The sequence below is a fragment of the Paenibacillus sp. J22P169 genome (assembly GCF_059691995.1).
In genome coordinates this window covers 343929-360488 of record NZ_JCAUAO010000004.1, presented here as the reverse complement: position 1 = coordinate 360488, position 16560 = coordinate 343929, and the positions used below count along the sequence as shown (strand labels likewise).

Here is a 16560-nt window from a genome sequence, read left to right as displayed (position 1 = left end):
GATATAACCGACTAATTCATGCGCGACAATGTCGCGACTCTAACAATAAAAAAAACTGCTTACAGGTAACTCTCTACCTGTAAACAGTCCTCACTAATGATCTTATGGTAAATTCGACACTCCCATCAAGAAGCGGTCCACTTCACGCGCTACAGCGCGACCTTCGTTGATCGCCCATACCACGAGACTTTGCCCGCGACGCATGTCGCCAGCAGCGAAAACGCCATCTACGTTCGTTGCAAACTTCCCGTAATCCGCTTTCGCGTTGGAGCGCTCGTCTTTGGCAACACCGAGCTGATCCAATACGGTGCTTTCTGGTCCCGTGAAGCCCATCGCGATCAGGACTAACTGTGCTGGATAAACCTTCTCGCTGCCCGGTACTTCGACTGGTACGAACGCACCCTTCTCGTTCTTCTGCCACTCGATCAGAACCGTGTGCAGCTCCTTCAAGTTGCCGTTCTCATCCCCCACGAATTTCTTCGTGTTGATCAAGTACGTCCGCGGGTCTTCACCCTGAAGCGCAGCCGCCTCTTGTTGACCGTAGTCCACTTTCAGCACCTTCGGCCATTCCGGCCATGGGTTGTTTGCTGGACGTGTTTCCGGTGACTTCGGCATGATTTCAAACTGCGTCACACTCTTGCATTTATGACGAATAGAAGTACCCACGCAGTCAGTTCCCGTGTCACCACCACCGATGACAATTACGTCTTTGCCTTCGGCGGATATGAATTCACGATCCGCATGCTCGGAATCAAGCAAGCTCTTCGTGTTCTTGCTCAGGAATTCCATCGCCAGATGCACGCCGCCGAGCTCACGACCCTCGATCGGAAGATCACGGCCCTTCGTAGCTCCGCCGCACAGGACGATCGCATCGAATTCCTCTTGCAGCTTCTCGATCGGGTAGTTCACACCGACATGAGCACCAGTTACGAATGCAATGCCTTCGGCTTCAAGCAGATCTACACGGCGTTGGACATACTTTTTGTCCAGCTTCATGTTCGGAATACCGTACATGAGCAAGCCGCCTACACGGTCCGCCCGTTCAAAAACGGTCACCCAATGTCCAGCTTTGTTCAGCTGCGCTGCTGCCGCAAGTCCAGAAGGACCTGAACCAACAACCGCAACCTTCTTCCCAGTGCGAGTTTCCGGCGGTTCAGGCTTGATCCAGCCTTCATCGAAGCCTTTGTCGATGATCGCTTTCTCAATGCTTTTAATCGTAACCGGTGTATCCTTCAAGCCTACTGTACAAGAGCCTTCACATGGCGCCGGACATACACGGCCCGTAAATTCCGGGAAATTATTCGTCTTGTGTAAACGATCCAAAGCTTCGCGCCATTGACCGCGATACACGAGATCATTCCATTCCGGAATGAGGTTGTTCACCGGGCAACCAGCGGCCATGCCGCTGATTAATGCCCCTGTGTGGCAGAAAGGAATCCCACAATCCATACAGCGGGAGCCTTGTATCTGTAATTTATCTTGAGTTAGTGGTGTCGCAAACTCTTTCCAATGGCCGATTCGGACCAGAGGAGAAGCTTCGGATGCCACTTCACGAGCGTGTTCTATAAAACCGGTTGGTTTACCCATTTACGTTTAATCCCTCCTGAGCATGTTGGCCAGAAAAGCTGGCATCGAGCGTCATTCGCATTCGTACCTAAGCACAAACGCACTTCGTTAGCCTTACACTGATTCGTTAATTTCCACCAACGCGGGAAACATCTCTCATATTCGCCTCGAAAGCCACCATGACCGCTTCTTGTTGGCTTAGACCGGAGCGTTTCACCTTCTCGATGGCATCAAACATCCGTTTGTAGTCCTTCGGTATAACCTTCACGAACTTCCAAACGTACTCATCCCAGTGCTGAATAACTTGGTGGGCAACGCTGCTATCCGTAAATGTGGCATGATGCTGGATCATCGTTTTCAACTCATTCATCTCATACGTTTCTTCCAGCTGCTCCAGGTAAACCATTTCTTTATTCACTTTGCTTTGGAAGTCACCGTTCACATCTAATACATAGGCGATACCGCCTGACATCCCTGCTGCAAAGTTACGTCCTGTTGAACCGAGAACAACGACACGACCACCTGTCATATACTCACAGCCGTGATCGCCAACACCCTCAACGACAGCACGCACACCGCTGTTTCTTACGCAGAAGCGTTCGCCAGCGATACCACGGATGTAAGCATCCCCATCTGTTGCACCGTAGAAAGCCGTATTTCCGATAATGACGTTCTCTTCTGGTACAAAAGTGGACTTACTTGATGGGAAAATAGCCAGCTTACCGCCGGACAATCCTTTCCCTACATAGTCATTGGCATCTCCTTCGAGGGAGAGTGTGATCCCCTTCGGTACGAAAGCACCAAAGCTTTGACCTGCTGAGCCTTCAAAATGAAGACGAATCGTATCGTGCGGCAAGCCTTCCACACCGTGACGACGTGTCACTTCACTGCCCACGATCGTTCCGACAACGCGGTTCACGTTCGTAATTGGCAGAATCGCATGTACATGCTCTTTGCGCTCAATCGCTGGCTCACAAATATCAAGCAGCTTCGTCATATCCAGGGAGCGATCTAAACCGTGATCCTGCTCCATTTGGCAGAAGCGACCGACTTCTTCGCCCATTTCTGGTTGGTGCAGCAGCGGTGAAAGATCGACGCCTTTGGCTTTCCAATGCTCGACTGCCGGCTTGGACTCCAAGATATCGGTACGTCCAACCATCTCTTCGATCGTGCGGAAGCCAAGCTCTGCCATCATCTCACGCACATCGTTGGCGATGAAGGTCATGAAATTCACAACATGCTGCGGATCTCCAGCAAATTTCTTGCGAAGCTCCGGATTTTGCGTAGCAACCCCAACCGGACAAGTGTCCAAGTGGCAGACGCGCATCATTACGCAGCCAATAGTGATCAGCGGAGTCGTTGCGAAGCCGAACTCCTCAGCACCGAGCAAGGCAGCTACGACAACGTCGCGCCCTGTCATCAACTTGCCGTCCGTCTCGACGACGATACGGCTGCGCAGGTTGTTCAGTACGAGTGTCTGATGCGTCTCCGCCAGACCGAGCTCCCACGGCAGTCCCGCGTGACGAATACTCGTCTGTGGTGACGCGCCTGTTCCTCCGTCGTAGCCGGAGATGAGGACAACGTCCGCTTTCCCTTTAGCTACGCCGGCAGCGATCGTGCCAACACCCACCTCGGATACCAGCTTAACGCTGATTCGTGCCCGTGGGTTGGCATTTTTGAGATCGTGGATCAGCTCTGCGAGATCCTCGATCGAATAAATATCATGATGCGGCGGCGGCGAAATCAAGCCTACGCCTGGCGTAACTCCGCGAACCTCGGCTACCCAAGGGTACACCTTAGTTCCCGGGAGCTGACCGCCCTCGCCGGGCTTCGCGCCCTGCGCCATCTTGATCTGAATCTCGTCAGCATTGACGAGATAGTGGCTCGTAACGCCGAAGCGGCCGGACGCCACCTGCTTGATGGCACTGCGGCGAAGATCGCCGTTCGCATCCGGTGTGAAGCGCTCCGGATGCTCGCCGCCTTCGCCGGTGTTGCTCTTGCCGCCGATGCGGTTCATCGCGATCGCGATCGTTTCGTGCGCTTCTTTGGAGATGGAGCCGTAGGACATGGCTCCCGTCTTGAAGCGTTTGAAGATCGATTCGATCGGCTCAACCTCTTCGATCGGAATCGGTGTGCGTCCTGCCTTGAAGCTCAGCAGACCACGAAGAGCCATATATTTCTCGTCTTCACGTTTGACGAGCTTACTAAAGTTCTTATACATGCCGTAATTGTTGGTGCGAACAGCCGATTGCAAAGCATGCACAGTTTCTGGGGTATAGATGTGATCTTCCCCGTCTCTGCGCCATTGCAAATCCCCGCCTGTATCTAGCACACGATCGCGTCCCTCTTGCTCAGAGAATGCACGGCTGTGACGCATCAGGGCTTCCTTCGCAACCATTTCGATACCGATACCACCCACTGGGGTGTATGTCCAAGTGAAGTAGCTATCTACTAGCTCTTGGCTCAAGCCGATCGCTTCGAAAATTTGCGCCCCGCGATAGCTCTGAATGGTGGAAATCCCCATTTTCGCTAACACTTTGACTACACCCTTCGTAACTGCTTTGATGTAGTTATAGATCGCCTTCTCGTGATCAACGCCAACAAGCTGCTTACGCTGAATCATGTCATCTAATGTTTCTAGTGCCAAGTACGGGTTGATCGCACCTGCGCCATAGCCGAGCAATAAGGCAAAATGGTGCACTTCACGCGGTTCACCAGACTCAACAAGCAAGCTGACCTTCGTACGTGTACCTTGACGAATCAGATGGTGATGTAGGCCCGACGTTGCCAAAAGTGCTGGAATCGGAGCGTTAACACTATCTACGCCACGGTCAGACAGAATAAGCAACGTTGCTCCTTCCACAATTGCTTGATCCGCAGCTGTATATAACGCTTGCATCGCACTCTCCAGCCCTGCTGTACCAGCAGATGCTTGGAAGAGCGTTGACAACGTGACCGTTTTGAAACCATCACGCTGAATATGGCGCAGCTTTGCCAATTCTTCATTGGAGAGGAACGGCGATTTCAACCGAATTTGACGACAGCTCTCTGGCTCCGGCTTAATCAGGTTGCGCTCAGGCCCAATCGTGGTGCCTTGCGCCGTAATAATTTCCTCAAAGTTCGCATCAATTGGCGGGTTCGTTACTTGCGCGAATAATTGTTTAAAATAGTTATAAAGCAGCTGAGGACGATCCGACAGCACGGCAAGCGGCGCATCCGTACCCATGGAACCGATCGGATCCACACCTGTTTTGCCCATAGGCTCAAGGGTCTTCCGCAGTTGTTCGAAGGTATAACCAAACGCTTGTTGACGTTGAAGCATCGTGTCATGGTCAGAGCCAAGTACAATTGGCGCATCTTCCAGATCCTCTAAGGAAACGAGATGCTCATTCAACCAATCCCGGTACGGCTGTTCGCTAGCGATACCGCTCTTGATTTCTTCGTCGGTCACAATGCGACCTTCTACGGTATCCACAAGCAGCATTCGACCCGGTCTCAGACGGTCTTTGTACAAGATGCGCTCAGGCTCGATATCAAGCACGCCTACTTCAGAAGCAAGTACGATCAAATCGTCTGTCGTCACATAGTAACGTGAAGGACGCAAGCCATTGCGATCCAGAATCGCTCCGATTTGACTGCCATCTGTGAAGGCAATCGCAGCAGGACCATCCCACGGCTCCATCAAGGTGCTGTGATACTCGTAGAACGCTTTCTTGTCATCATCCATACCTTCATGTTTTGACCAAGGCTCTGGCACCATCATCATGGCAGCATGCGGCAAGGAGCGACCTGAAAGCATCAGGAACTCTAGTGTATTATCAAACATTTGAGAATCCGAACCATCGGTATCAATAACAGGAAGAATGCGTTTGAAATCTTCACCAAATAAATCGGAATCACACATCGCTTGACGCGCGTGCATCCAGTTGACGTTACCGCGTAGCGTATTGATCTCGCCATTGTGGATTAAATAGCGATACGGATGCGCACGTTCCCAACTCGGGAAGGTGTTCGTACTGAAACGGGAGTGAACAAGCGCTAAGGCAGAGTCTACCTTTTCGTCTTGCAATTCCACGTAATATGCATCCACTTGTTCAGGTGTTAACATCCCTTTATATACAATCGTTCTGCTAGACAAGCTAGAATAGTAAAATTGCGATCCCGCATGAGATAATTTGATAGCGTTTTCAGATAGTTTACGAATAATATATAGCTTGCGCTCAAAATCCAGATTCGTTGCCGTATCCGCGCTTTGGCCAATAAACACCTGACGAACATAAGGCTCCGCCGATACTGCCGAGTCTCCTAATGAGCTGTTATTTGTTGGAACTGTTCTCCATCCAAGAAACTGTTGCCCTTCTTGTTTGACTATTCGCTCAATGGTGCTTTCACAAGCTTGACGCGCCTCTAATTCCTGAGGCAAATACACCATACCTACGCCATAGTTGCCTGCTGCTGGGAGTTTAATGTTCTCTTGTTCACAGGCGAATTGGAAATACGTGTCTGGAATTTGCATCAAAATGCCTGCGCCATCTCCCGTATTCTGTTCACAACCTTGCCCGCCGCGATGATCCAAATTGCAAAGTACTCGAAGCGCTTGCTTGACGATGGCATGAGATTTGACACCCTTGATATTGGCCACAAAGCCTATACCACAAGCATCATGCTCATTCCTCGGATCGTACAATCCCTGTTTGGGAGGTAATCCATTAATAGTCATGTTGTGCAACCTTTCTTCCCTCGTTTTTCGCTGGACTTTGTTAGACGCCTGCTTTAAAGTGCTAAAAAGTAAAAATTCAATGCTCCATATTTCGACTACATCCGCAATAAGTAGAGGAAATATTCTCAATATTTTTTATATTATATTAACACTTGGTTTCCTATAGTTCAATTTAAAAATATTTATATTGAAAAGGTTTTCATTTTAATAGAATCGCCAGTGAAATCATATGGTATAGGCACGGTTATTTATTTGGTTTCCTATATAAATACAACGGGCTGCGCATGTGATAGCAAACTTTCTATGTTTCATGCTATGATAGCTAATACCGCTGCAAGAACATACATCCAGATTCCACATCTTAGGAGGAGCTCTGTTTGAGTATACAGCATACTTTTGGGGACGGCATGATCAGGGAGCCTCTTTATCAATGGCAGCTAGAAGCCCATCCGGTCGAAATTGAGCTTTTCCGCTCAAAGCCGGTACGCCGCCTGAAGTTTTTACATCATTTCGGAGCATCGGCTCTATTTTCACCACTTACACATTCACGATTCGAACATACGGTTGGCGTTTGGTCACTCATGGCCCACTTTTGCCCAGAAGAACCGCTTCTGCGCATTGCGGCGTTACTCCATGATATCGGGCACCTGCCCTTCTCCCATGCGGTTGAGCGGACGCTGGGGTACAATCATCACCGTCATACCGAGCAGTTGATTGGACAAGGCGTCATCGCCGATATTTTGATTAAGCATGGCATTTCACCGCAGTCCATTATCGAGCTTTTGAAGCAAGAGACACCACTAACGAACAAATCAACGATACTTGGACTTGATCACTTGGATAGCTTTCTTCGCGACACGCATTATGCCGGAATCACTCAGACGATGCCTCCTTCGGAACTTGTAAAAGGACTTCGTTTACGAGGCCCTTACATAGAAGCGAACGAGTCTTCAGCTGCGGCACTGGTTGATGCCATCGTCGAAGATCACCGACTCTTTCTAAACCCGCAGTTTCTTGCGATGGATGCGCTGCTGGCCAAAGCAACGGCACATCACTGTGAGTCCACTCCGGGCATGCGGGATCGTATTCCAGCGTTGATGGATCATGAGTTGATTCAGGAGCTGCTGCAGAGTACCAATGAGACGGCAAAAGAAACCATTCATGTGCTCATGTATGAGCCTCACCGGATTCAAATTGCACAGGAACCCGTCCCTGGCAGCATCGAAGTTAAAATCGGAAAAGTTTACAAAAAACAACCCTTAATTGGTGATAAACTCGCCTCAGAGGTGAGCTTTCAAGCCGCAGTTAAGCTCGCTGAGTTGGATAGTATGGCCGCGACTTACTTTTTCACGATCTAAATAACATTTATTTGATTTATTTGAGCTTACTTATCTTACATCCGCAGAAGGGACTGTCCCAGCTTGGCAAAATTGTACTTTCGTTATGGCACGATGAACAGCGGTAAATCCATTGAAGTCTTACGTGTTGCTCATAATTATGAAGAACAAGGCAAAAAGGTGCTTCTTCTCACTTCCGTTGTGGACGATCGCTTCGGCGTTGGTAAAGTCGTTTCCCGCATCGGTATGCAAAAAGGCGCAATCGTTGTCGACGAGCATTTGGATATGGTCGCCCTCGCGCAGACCGAGCGTCCGAATTGCATTTTGGTCGATGAAGCGCAGTTCTTGAACAAAGCTCAGGTCGCTCAGTTGATTGAAGTCGTCGATGAGCTGGATATTCCAGTTATCGCTTATGGTCTTCGGGCGGATTTCATGGGACAATTATTCGAAGGCAGCAATGCTCTGTTGGCTGTCGCAGATACGATCGAGGAAATTAAAACCGTTTGTTGGTATTGCGATAAAAAAGCGATCATGAATATGCGCTGCAAAGATGGCGTTCCTATCTTCCATGGTGAGCAGATCCAGATTGGCGGGAACGAAAGTTACGTTCCTGTATGCCGCAAATGCTATGCATCCAAAAAGAAAGCGGCTCTCATTTAAAGTTTGATATGGTATGTACAAAGAAAGGTGAGTTCCTTGCGTAAAAAACGGATTTTGCTATTATCCGAGGGCTTCGGGAAAGGTCATACACAAGCAGCTCATGCGCTATCTGGCGAGCTTCGGCAATCCTCGTCAGACATGATTACCCGCGTGATTGAGCTTGGCGCTTTTTTGCATCCTACCTTAGCACCTTGGGTCTTCTCGGCATACCGCCGCACGGTAACATCACAACCCAGACTGTACGGTATGCTCTATCGAAATCACTATGATAAAAGGCCGAGTCGCGTAGCCAGTCTCGTGCTGCATCGCATCTTCTATTCACGGACGAAAGCCGTCATCAAGCAGTTGAAGCCGGATTTGATTGTCTGTACACATCCATTCCCAAGCATCATTGTCTCTAGGTTGAAACGCGCGGGACTGGATATACCTCTCTTCACCGTGATCACCGATTACGATGTGCATGGCACTTGGATAGACTCGGCTGTAGACAAATATCTGGTATCCACACCACTTGTTAGAGAGCGTCTCATGGATTGCGGCGTTCAGGACAAGCGTATTGAGGTGACCGGCATTCCGGTTCACCCCAATTTCCGCAAGGCACATAGCAAAGAACATATTCGTCAAGAATTTGGTCTTAAAGCTATGCCTACAGTCATGGTCATGGGCGGAGGCTGGGGTGTGTTTAAGAAGGAAGAGAAAGAGGAACTACTGACTTATTTAGCGAGTTGGAGCAAGGATATACAGTTGCTGATCTGTCTGGGGACCAATGAAAAGGCGCGCCTCCAGCTGCTGGAGGAAGAGGTCTTCCGTCAACCGAACGTCCATCTCATTGGCTACACAACCGAAATCAGCAAGCTGATGGATATTTCCGATCTGCTGATTACGAAGCCAGGCGGGATGACTTGCACGGAGGCGATGGCCAAAGGTATCCCCATGCTGTTCTACAGCCCAATTCCCGGACAGGAAGAGAAAAATTGCACTTATTTTCAGGAAAATGGGTACGGACAACGCATCACATCGGTTGCGATGATTGACCACTGGTTTAAACTACTGCTTGAACAATATCCCGAACTCGTTCAACGTAGAACGGACATTTGTGAAGAGCAGAATGAGGAAGAACAAAGCTGCGCAACCGCGATCATTGCGTACCTTGAACAGTCGGATAAGCGTTCTTATATTCAGGCATCATCAAAAACACCGCTCATACAATGGTAATATCCATTGTGAGGGCGGTGTTTTCTTATGAATCCCATTCACCGATACGGCAAGCAGGCTATTTTCGCCTATTTATTGATCTGGTTTGTCGGCAGCCTCTGGATGATGGCTGTGCTTGGCAGTAAAACCTTTGAGAAGAAAGTGATGGGCGTTGATTTTCTCCTCTTTCATGAGTATGCGATCTTCGGCTTCGCAGGTGCGCTAGGTGGCGCGCTGTACGGCTTGCGCATGTTTCATGAGCATTATCAAGAGCTCACCACACAGTGGATCTACTGGTACCTCATGCGTCCTATTCTTTGCTTCGGCTCTGCAATTATTACCATTATTTTATTCCAGAGCGGGATTATGATTCTCGAGGTCGACGACTCTATGCCAGCGCGTATTTCACTCGCCTTTCTGACTGGTTACGGCTACGGGAAGTTCATGGAGAAGCTTCGCGATCTTACTTCGACGTTCTTTAACGGAAAAAATACGAATGGGACGAACGGGAATGGAAACGGAAGTGATACGCCTACGAAGTGATTAGGTAGGCTTGGATCCATCTGTATAAACCGGTTCATTCAATTAACATTGACCCGCTAGCTTCAAGGTGCGTTTCACAAACCGCGCGGCGAACACTTTTAGCGCAGCATAGTCGGATACGTTAACCTCATATTGACGTTCTATGAGACATTGACGCAGATCATCAATGGTCTCGCAGTCCTTATATAATCTGTTTCTGACACATCCAAACTGAACTGGCAAGTGCGAATCACTCCCGCATACAACTGGCTTACCCAACTTTTGTCCCAACTGCTGTAATCTTGCAACCGTATCTTTCTGCTTAGCCACATCTTTCCCGTTCAGGTCAAACGCATCAAACCGTCGTAATTGTTCATCACTCAAATGGGTAAGCGGTGTGGAGATTCGAGTAGGATGAGCACCTATCTTAAGCACATTGAATTGTTCGGCAGTACCCAGCACTTCTTCAAATGTCGGAAACTTCGTTTTCTCTGTCTTACCCGCAAATCCCTTATGAAGGGTCCGAATGTCCTCACGGTTTCCAATTAAAAGGATATGCCCTTTCTCTCGAATATCAACTTCCATCCCAGCGAACACCTTAAAACCATCCACATCATAGTAATCATGGCGATACATGAAATGCTGATTTAGTGTTGTGTAAATATCTTCATAGCGTTTTGTGTTAAAATGCTCCGTTAGTGCTAGCGCATCCAAACCGTTTTTTTGAGCGCTGCGCACCATTTTCATAAAGTAATCGATTGAAAAATCAATCTTTTTGGACATTTTCGTATGTGTATGAAAATCAATCCACATGATCTTCTCCTCTTTTCTGATCTCCTATTAAACGATCGTCCCCATGACATAAATGCCTATTAAATACAGCAATGTTCCACCAATAAACACCCCATCTTTATAAGATAATTGTAGATAGGATAATTTCATTCTTTTGGCCTCTTTACTATGCAGAGAGTAAGTAAAGCCTTTCACTTCAAGAGCCTCTACTGTCGTACGCGTACGTTTGGCTGTGTTCAGCAACATGGGATAGAAGGCAAGAATAGCAATTTTAGCTAAATAATACAGCTTCTTCACACGTCCTTCCGGTATGCGGCCTCGAAGACGATAGGAGTATATAATATGCTGGTACTGTTCAATTAATATGGGGATCATGCGATACCCATAAGAGATGCCAAAGCATACTTGAGCGGGCAGCCCCAGACTTAATAGCGCGTCGCTGAATTTTTCCGGATTGAGACTGGTAAACACCGCAACACTGACTAATGCTACAGATAACAGCTTTAACGTCAAAGTAATCATAGCCGTAAAAGCTTGTATATCACCGCCGAGGATTAGGGTCAGAACAACCAAATACAACAAGTTGCATATGGTGCTAAAAGCCATTAAAGCCATGACGAGTCCGCTGACGCGCGAGATTAGTGCGAGCACGAGCATCGTCATAAATAAGACAATAAGCAGCGCTTGGTCATAAATAAACCAAGGAATGATGGCGAAAAGCATATACCACAGCAATAACACGCGCGGGTCAAATTTAGTTAAAAACGTTGTGTTTGGCACAAAAACGATTTTAAGCAGGGTCAGCTTGAGCCGCTCGATCGATAGATTAGTTAACAGCTTGTTGATCACGTGTCTCTTCCCCTCTCAGCAAGTGCTGCCTTGCACAAAATGCGTCTACACTCAAAGCCGGCGGATGCATGCCAATTGCAAGGCTAAGCGATACAATTTGCGGAGGCTGCAGCCCTGCCTTGTTCATGAGTATGGGGTCAGTGAATAAAGCTTGCGCCGTCGTATCTGCCATTACTTCGCCCTGCCCAAGTACGATAATGCGGTTCGCCCAGTCCGCCGCAAGCTGCATATCATGAGTTGCAATGACAACTGTTTTCACCTTACTGCCAATTTGACTCAGCATGTTCACAACTTGCTTACGACTAGCTACATCTAGACTAGCCGTTGGTTCATCAAGCAGCAACAGCTCTGGATACATGCCCATACCAATTGCAAGCGAAGCCCTTCGCTGTTGCCCTCCGCTAAGTAATCTGCCGTCATACTCTTGAATTTCCTTCAAGCGAAAATCTTCGAGTAATTGATCCACATAGTCATTGTAATCGGACACGTTACGTGCTTTCCGAAAATAAGCAATATCCGAGCGAATATTATCCGTGATGAACATTTCCTCTGGCTGCTGATAAATGAAGGCCACTTCCTCGGCTAATCGCTCTGGCGTTGCCTTGCAAGTATCGTTACCGAATACGTAAACCTTGCCTTCAGATGGTTTCATCAACCCCGTCATTAACTTCAGCAACGTCGATTTCCCAGCTCCATTCCCACCCACAAGTGCGATACGTTCTCCCTCGAAGAAATCGAGGTTAATCTGGTTAAGAACGGTTTTCTCGGAACGCTCCACTACGGTTAGATACCGTTGTGAAATGTTCCGAAACTGGGCAATGAGATCCCGTTTTTCTTCGTGAATATGGGGTTGAACACGGTTTAATGCCAACTCGTCAAGCTGACTCCTGAATACGTCTATTCCTTCCTGAAGCCGAACAGGGTAGGGTTTACGTTCTGGCTGAAGCTGATAAGCAGCTTGCGTAACCTGCGGTGGATAAATATTTCGTGCAAGCAAGACCTCAACTTCATTGAGCGCGCTAGCGGTTTCTTTTTTCCAGACCAGGGCACCTTGATCCATCAGAATGGCATGCTTACAATATTCCGCTATAAATTCGGTATGGTGCTCAATCACAATGACCGTTGTTCCAAACTTCTCGTTCATGATTCTGAGCGCTTCATAAATATGAACGGCATTCAACGGGTCAAGCTGTGCCGCTGGCTCATCCACAATGAGAATGGCCGGCTCCATGACAATGGCGGCTGCAAGAGCAACCATATGTTTTTGCCCCCCGCTTAGCTGCCATATGTATTTATGCTGAATCGAAGTTAAACCTAGCAGCTCCATGATGTAAAATGCTTTCTCACGATAATCCGCATATCCGTAATTCATCCTGGCAAAAATCAATTCTTCGATCACGGTAGGTCGAACCAATTGATTTTCGAAATCCTGATACACATAGCCTACGAGCTTTGACATCTCTGATACCGTACTTTGAAGCGGATCCAATGAACATACGTTAATTTCCCCATCAAAGTCACCTGCATAAAAGTGTGGAATCAGCCCATTCAACGCTTTGCACAACGTGGATTTGCCGCTTCCATTGCTACCCATCACAGCAATAAAATCCCCTGCGTTTATCGTAAGGGAAACCTGGCGAAGCGCCATGCGCTCCGAACCAGGATAGCAGAACGATACATCCCTAAGTTCAACGACACAATCCGTGGTCATCATAATCTCTCTACACGAGAGCCATTTCCACGACGTGAAGCAAGCCCAATTAGAGTGACAGCGACAGCAACCAATGCCGCGATACCGATACCAACCCAGATAAAGCCGCCTCCGAATTGATCAACGAAATCTGGCTTCCACTCGCCAAGCTCAATAGACTCGCCCAATATGCCTAGCAACACGGCTACGATGAATACGCCAACACTAAGGGTAAGTACTGATCCCGCCGCTGCTCGGTACATCCCATTGGTACGCGGCTTCATGCCCAGCAACGGCTCCAGCTTACCGTACAGCTTAGGAATCATAAACATGGCGGGGATTATCCCTACAATTAATCCTGCAACGATCCATTCATTCACATTTTCGATTAATTCAAGAAGAACAATACTTTGCGGCAATCCATCAATGGCTTCAAATTCTTTGACACCCACAGAGACTTTAATAATATCTGCTATACCGCTCAGCATCTGATCGATACCTATACCAATCAATCCTGCGATGGCAATGTTAACTTTGCTTTTAGGATTGGTAACCAATAGGCCGGCAATATAGAGGCCGATAAACAACGTTAGTACACCTTCAAATTCCCCGATCCCACCGAAATCCCCCATCAGTAAATCTCCGAAAATAACTTCACCTATTGCCGCGCCGAGGGCTGCGTAAAAAGGGTTGAATAACATAACAAGAATGAGTGCAACAAACCCGAAGTACGGGACACCGATTTCTATCGGTCCGAACCCTACGTCAGGAATCAACTCCGTTACCAAATCTGCTAATCCGAAAAGAGCCATAGATAAAACGAAGACCATTAAATTTTGTGATTGATTCCGCCGCTGTTGATTCGTTAATGTTTTACTCATCTCATAACCTCCCAATTTCATCTTCTACTTTATGGTAATTGGGAAGTGTTAAATGTGCGTTAAGCCAGTTTATCGGTTTTGTAAAAATTATTTCATTATATATTATTATGTAATTTTTATTTCATTTTACTATTGAGGTATTCACGCTATTATGGTAAAACTGTCTACGGGAGGATGATACGCGTGACATTCAAACGATTTGAAGCAGAAGCTTTATCCGCAGGACATCAAAAAATTGCTGATTTTATTACAAAGAACACCCATCAGATTGCTTATATGACCGAACAAGATATTGCTGATCAATCAGGAATCAGCATCGCAACTGTGTCTAGGTTCTGGAAAGCAGTCGGGTATGTGAACTTCAAAGAATACAAACGCCAACTGCAAGAAGAAGCCGTCCCAACGCCTGCGTTAAAAATGAAAGATAAGCTGCAAAAGGTAGCTGACGACGATATCGTAGGGAAAATGATAGAGCTTGAAATGAATCATCTCGCTGTAACGATGGAACGATTATCGCGGGAAGATTTTAATCGTTCTGTACAAGCCATTATGCAAGCCAACCAAATCCTCGTGTACGGTTCTGGACCTTCCCATGCTCTGTGTGAATTGCTGCATTTTCGATTGAACCGTTTCGGTTATCGTGTCAACCATATTAGTCGAGGCGGTTCTGAACTGTTCGAGTGGGTCTCCCAAATTAGAGAGAATGACGTGCTCATTGTTTTCGGTTTTTCCAACACACCACCGGAAGCCAAGCTGCTTCTTGATATGGCACAGGAAACGAACTGCACCTCCATTCTCGTTACTGATCTCTTAGTTTCAGAACTTGTAGATGCGGCTACCAATGTCTTATATACCTGTAGAGGAGAACGGCAGGAATTTCATTCAATGGTAGCGCCTGTAGCGCTTATTGATTCATTAACCATCGCGCTCGCCAAGCAAGACGAACAGCGCGCTATTCCACATTTGCAGCGCTTATACGACTTGCGACAGAAGCACGCATCGTCGTTGCAATATAAGCGTTAAACTTGAAAAGGCCACCGCGCGAAGACAGCCGCGGTGGCCTTTTGCCTCAAGGTGCATCGAACGTATGCACCTTACTCCAGTTCACACCACCGTTGCGGGTGGTGTACATGACAATCGGCTGCTCATTATCATTCGTGATGAGCCAGCCGCTATTCGCGTCTGCCATGCCGAGCAGCAGCTCGCCGTACCCTGTGAACGACTCCGTACCGTTCACCCAGGTTTTGCCGCCGTCCTTCGTCCAGCCGACGGAGTTGGGCTTGTCGCACGCCGGGCAGCTGCCGCCCATGAATGCTACGTCGGTGTTCACGACGTAGAGAGGGCCGGGCTTCGAGCCCGTGTTCTTCGGCCCCGTGGTATCCCCCATAGGGAATCCAGGGGCCGGTCCTCCACCAGCCGTGCTGTTCACCAGCACGGTCTGCCAGGTCTTGCCGCCGTCTTTCGTGTGAAACAGCGAATACGACGTTTGCGACATCCCCGATTCCCCAATCAGCTCTATCCATGCGTCATCCACGCCAGCCGAACGAATGACGGTGCCAGTCAATGTCGCCACGGTTTTGCGTGACATGACGGGCTTCCAATTTTGCCCGCCGTCCTGCGTCCGCAATACTTCGATCGTATCCTGCACTTGGCGGACAGCCCAGCCATTCTTTTTATCATGAAAATAAGCATCCCCTTGCACACCTGTGGGCACTGGAAGCTTCACCCATTTAATACCGCCATCCACGGTCTGGGCATTGCCGCTGTAGGCTTCCTGCTTCGATACGAAGTGGAGGAACGCTTGATTCGGAACAGTCCCAATTGCCGACCAATGGGCGCCACCATCATGGGTGCTTAACAGCTTCCCCGTACCATCTTCGGTTGCCCACGCATCCTGAGCATTCAGAGCAAATAGCTGCCCAACTTCACCAACCCCCGTATATTGTACCTTCCACTTCACACCACCATCATCGGTATGAGCGATATAGCCTTTGCCGCCAATCCAACCTTTTTGAGCATCAGCAAGTCTTAGCGCAGTTACTCCTTTCATTGTTGTGGGCGTTGTGCCATCGCTGCCTTTCGTAGGTACGGTTGTCGGCTCCGCACTAGGTGTCGCAGGGTTTGTTGATGGCCCCGTTGTAGCCACTGTACTTGGTATAGGTGATTCAGAAACTGTCGTGTTTCCGCTTGTTGGTCCAGATGATTTACACCCCGTTAAGGCAATAGTTGTTATCGCCAACAGCAGCAGTGTCCTTTTTAACATTAGCATTACTCCCTTCACTTGCATGTGTAGTTGATATTTCATAGACGTTCCCCAGGAGGGAAAAGTTGAACTCACTTCCTTAACAT

The 16560-nt window shown here is 48.2% G+C and carries 12 protein-coding genes; 5 read left to right on the top strand and 7 right to left on the bottom strand.

The annotated features are described in order from the left end of the window. Positions 1 to 102: 102 nt before the first annotated feature. Both AC58QG_RS21800 and gltB read right to left on the bottom strand, forming a co-directional pair. A complete protein-coding gene (locus tag AC58QG_RS21800) occupies positions 103 to 1587 on the bottom strand; it encodes a glutamate synthase subunit beta (RefSeq protein ID WP_497364228.1) in 1485 nt (494 codons plus the stop codon). Between the two features lie 106 nt (positions 1588 to 1693). Next, complete coding sequence (gene gltB, locus AC58QG_RS21795) at positions 1694 to 6286, bottom strand: glutamate synthase large subunit (RefSeq protein ID WP_497364227.1); 4593 nt, start codon at positions 6284 to 6286, stop codon at positions 1694 to 1696. A gap of 377 nt (positions 6287 to 6663) precedes the next feature. On the opposite strand from gltB, the gene AC58QG_RS21790 reads away from it, so the two are divergent. From AC58QG_RS21790 to AC58QG_RS21775, 4 genes are all read left to right on the top strand, one after another. Then, positions 6664 to 7644: an HD domain-containing protein gene (locus AC58QG_RS21790; protein ID WP_497364226.1), complete on the top strand. Its 981-nt coding sequence runs from the start codon at positions 6664 to 6666 to the stop codon at positions 7642 to 7644. Positions 7645 to 7707: 63 nt separating this feature from the next. Next, a complete protein-coding gene (locus tag AC58QG_RS21785) occupies positions 7708 to 8283 on the top strand; it encodes a thymidine kinase (RefSeq protein WP_497364225.1) in 576 nt (191 codons plus the stop codon). A 36-nt stretch (positions 8284 to 8319) separates the two neighbouring features. Beyond that, positions 8320 to 9498 carry an MGDG synthase family glycosyltransferase gene (locus AC58QG_RS21780; RefSeq protein WP_497364224.1) on the top strand — a complete coding sequence of 393 codons (1179 nt, stop codon included), beginning with the start codon at positions 8320 to 8322 and terminating at the stop codon, positions 9496 to 9498. Between the two features lie 27 nt (positions 9499 to 9525). Beyond that, entirely contained in the window at positions 9526 to 10020 is a 495-nt protein-coding gene (locus AC58QG_RS21775) for a hypothetical protein (RefSeq protein ID WP_497364223.1), read from the top strand. Positions 10021 to 10062: 42 nt separating this feature from the next. Here AC58QG_RS21775 and AC58QG_RS21770 read toward each other — a convergent pair whose 3' ends face one another. The 4 genes from AC58QG_RS21770 to AC58QG_RS21755 are packed head-to-tail and all read right to left on the bottom strand — an operon-like array spanning position 10063 to position 14211. Continuing rightward, positions 10063 to 10812: a PHP domain-containing protein gene (locus AC58QG_RS21770; RefSeq protein WP_497364222.1), complete on the bottom strand. Its 750-nt coding sequence runs from the start codon at positions 10810 to 10812 to the stop codon at positions 10063 to 10065. A 27-nt stretch (positions 10813 to 10839) separates the two neighbouring features. After that, a complete protein-coding gene (locus AC58QG_RS21765) occupies positions 10840 to 11640 on the bottom strand; it encodes an energy-coupling factor transporter transmembrane component T family protein (RefSeq protein WP_497364221.1) in 801 nt (266 codons plus the stop codon). Continuing rightward, positions 11618 to 13354: an ABC transporter ATP-binding protein gene (locus AC58QG_RS21760; RefSeq protein ID WP_497364220.1), complete on the bottom strand. Its 1737-nt coding sequence runs from the start codon at positions 13352 to 13354 to the stop codon at positions 11618 to 11620. Before AC58QG_RS21760 ends, AC58QG_RS21765 begins: the two co-directional genes overlap by 23 nt. Then, positions 13351 to 14211, bottom strand: a complete 861-nt coding sequence (locus AC58QG_RS21755; RefSeq protein WP_497364219.1) for a DUF8171 family membrane protein — start codon at positions 14209 to 14211, stop codon at positions 13351 to 13353. The genes AC58QG_RS21760 and AC58QG_RS21755 overlap by 4 nt, the downstream gene beginning before the upstream one ends. Positions 14212 to 14394: 183 nt before the next feature. On the opposite strand from AC58QG_RS21755, the gene AC58QG_RS21750 reads away from it, so the two are divergent. Next, the gene (locus AC58QG_RS21750; protein ID WP_497364218.1) at positions 14395 to 15234 is read left to right on the top strand and encodes a MurR/RpiR family transcriptional regulator; all 840 of its coding nucleotides are present in this window, start codon (positions 14395 to 14397) and stop codon (positions 15232 to 15234) included. A gap of 46 nt (positions 15235 to 15280) precedes the next feature. Here AC58QG_RS21750 and AC58QG_RS21745 read toward each other — a convergent pair whose 3' ends face one another. Then, entirely contained in the window at positions 15281 to 16474 is a 1194-nt protein-coding gene (locus tag AC58QG_RS21745) for a YCF48-related protein (RefSeq protein ID WP_497364217.1), read from the bottom strand. Positions 16475 to 16560: the final 86 nt, after the last annotated feature.

Bases quoted from the DNA above. Each gene is read 5' to 3' on its own strand.
- AC58QG_RS21800 (WP_497364228.1), bottom strand. From the start codon at position 1,587: ATGGGTAAACCAACCGGTTTTATAGAACACGCTCGTGAAGTGGCATCC.
- gltB (WP_497364227.1), bottom strand. From the start codon at position 6,286: ATGACTATTAATGGATTACCTCCCAAACAGGGATTGTACGATCCGAGG.
- AC58QG_RS21775 (WP_497364223.1), top strand. From the start codon at position 9,526: ATGAATCCCATTCACCGATACGGCAAGCAGGCTATTTTCGCCTATTTA.
- AC58QG_RS21770 (WP_497364222.1), bottom strand. From the start codon at position 10,812: ATGTGGATTGATTTTCATACACATACGAAAATGTCCAAAAAGATTGAT.
- AC58QG_RS21760 (WP_497364220.1), bottom strand. From the start codon at position 13,354: ATGATGACCACGGATTGTGTCGTTGAACTTAGGGATGTATCGTTCTGC.
- AC58QG_RS21755 (WP_497364219.1), bottom strand. From the start codon at position 14,211: ATGAGTAAAACATTAACGAATCAACAGCGGCGGAATCAATCACAAAAT.
- AC58QG_RS21745 (WP_497364217.1), bottom strand. From the start codon at position 16,474: ATGTTAAAAAGGACACTGCTGCTGTTGGCGATAACAACTATTGCCTTA.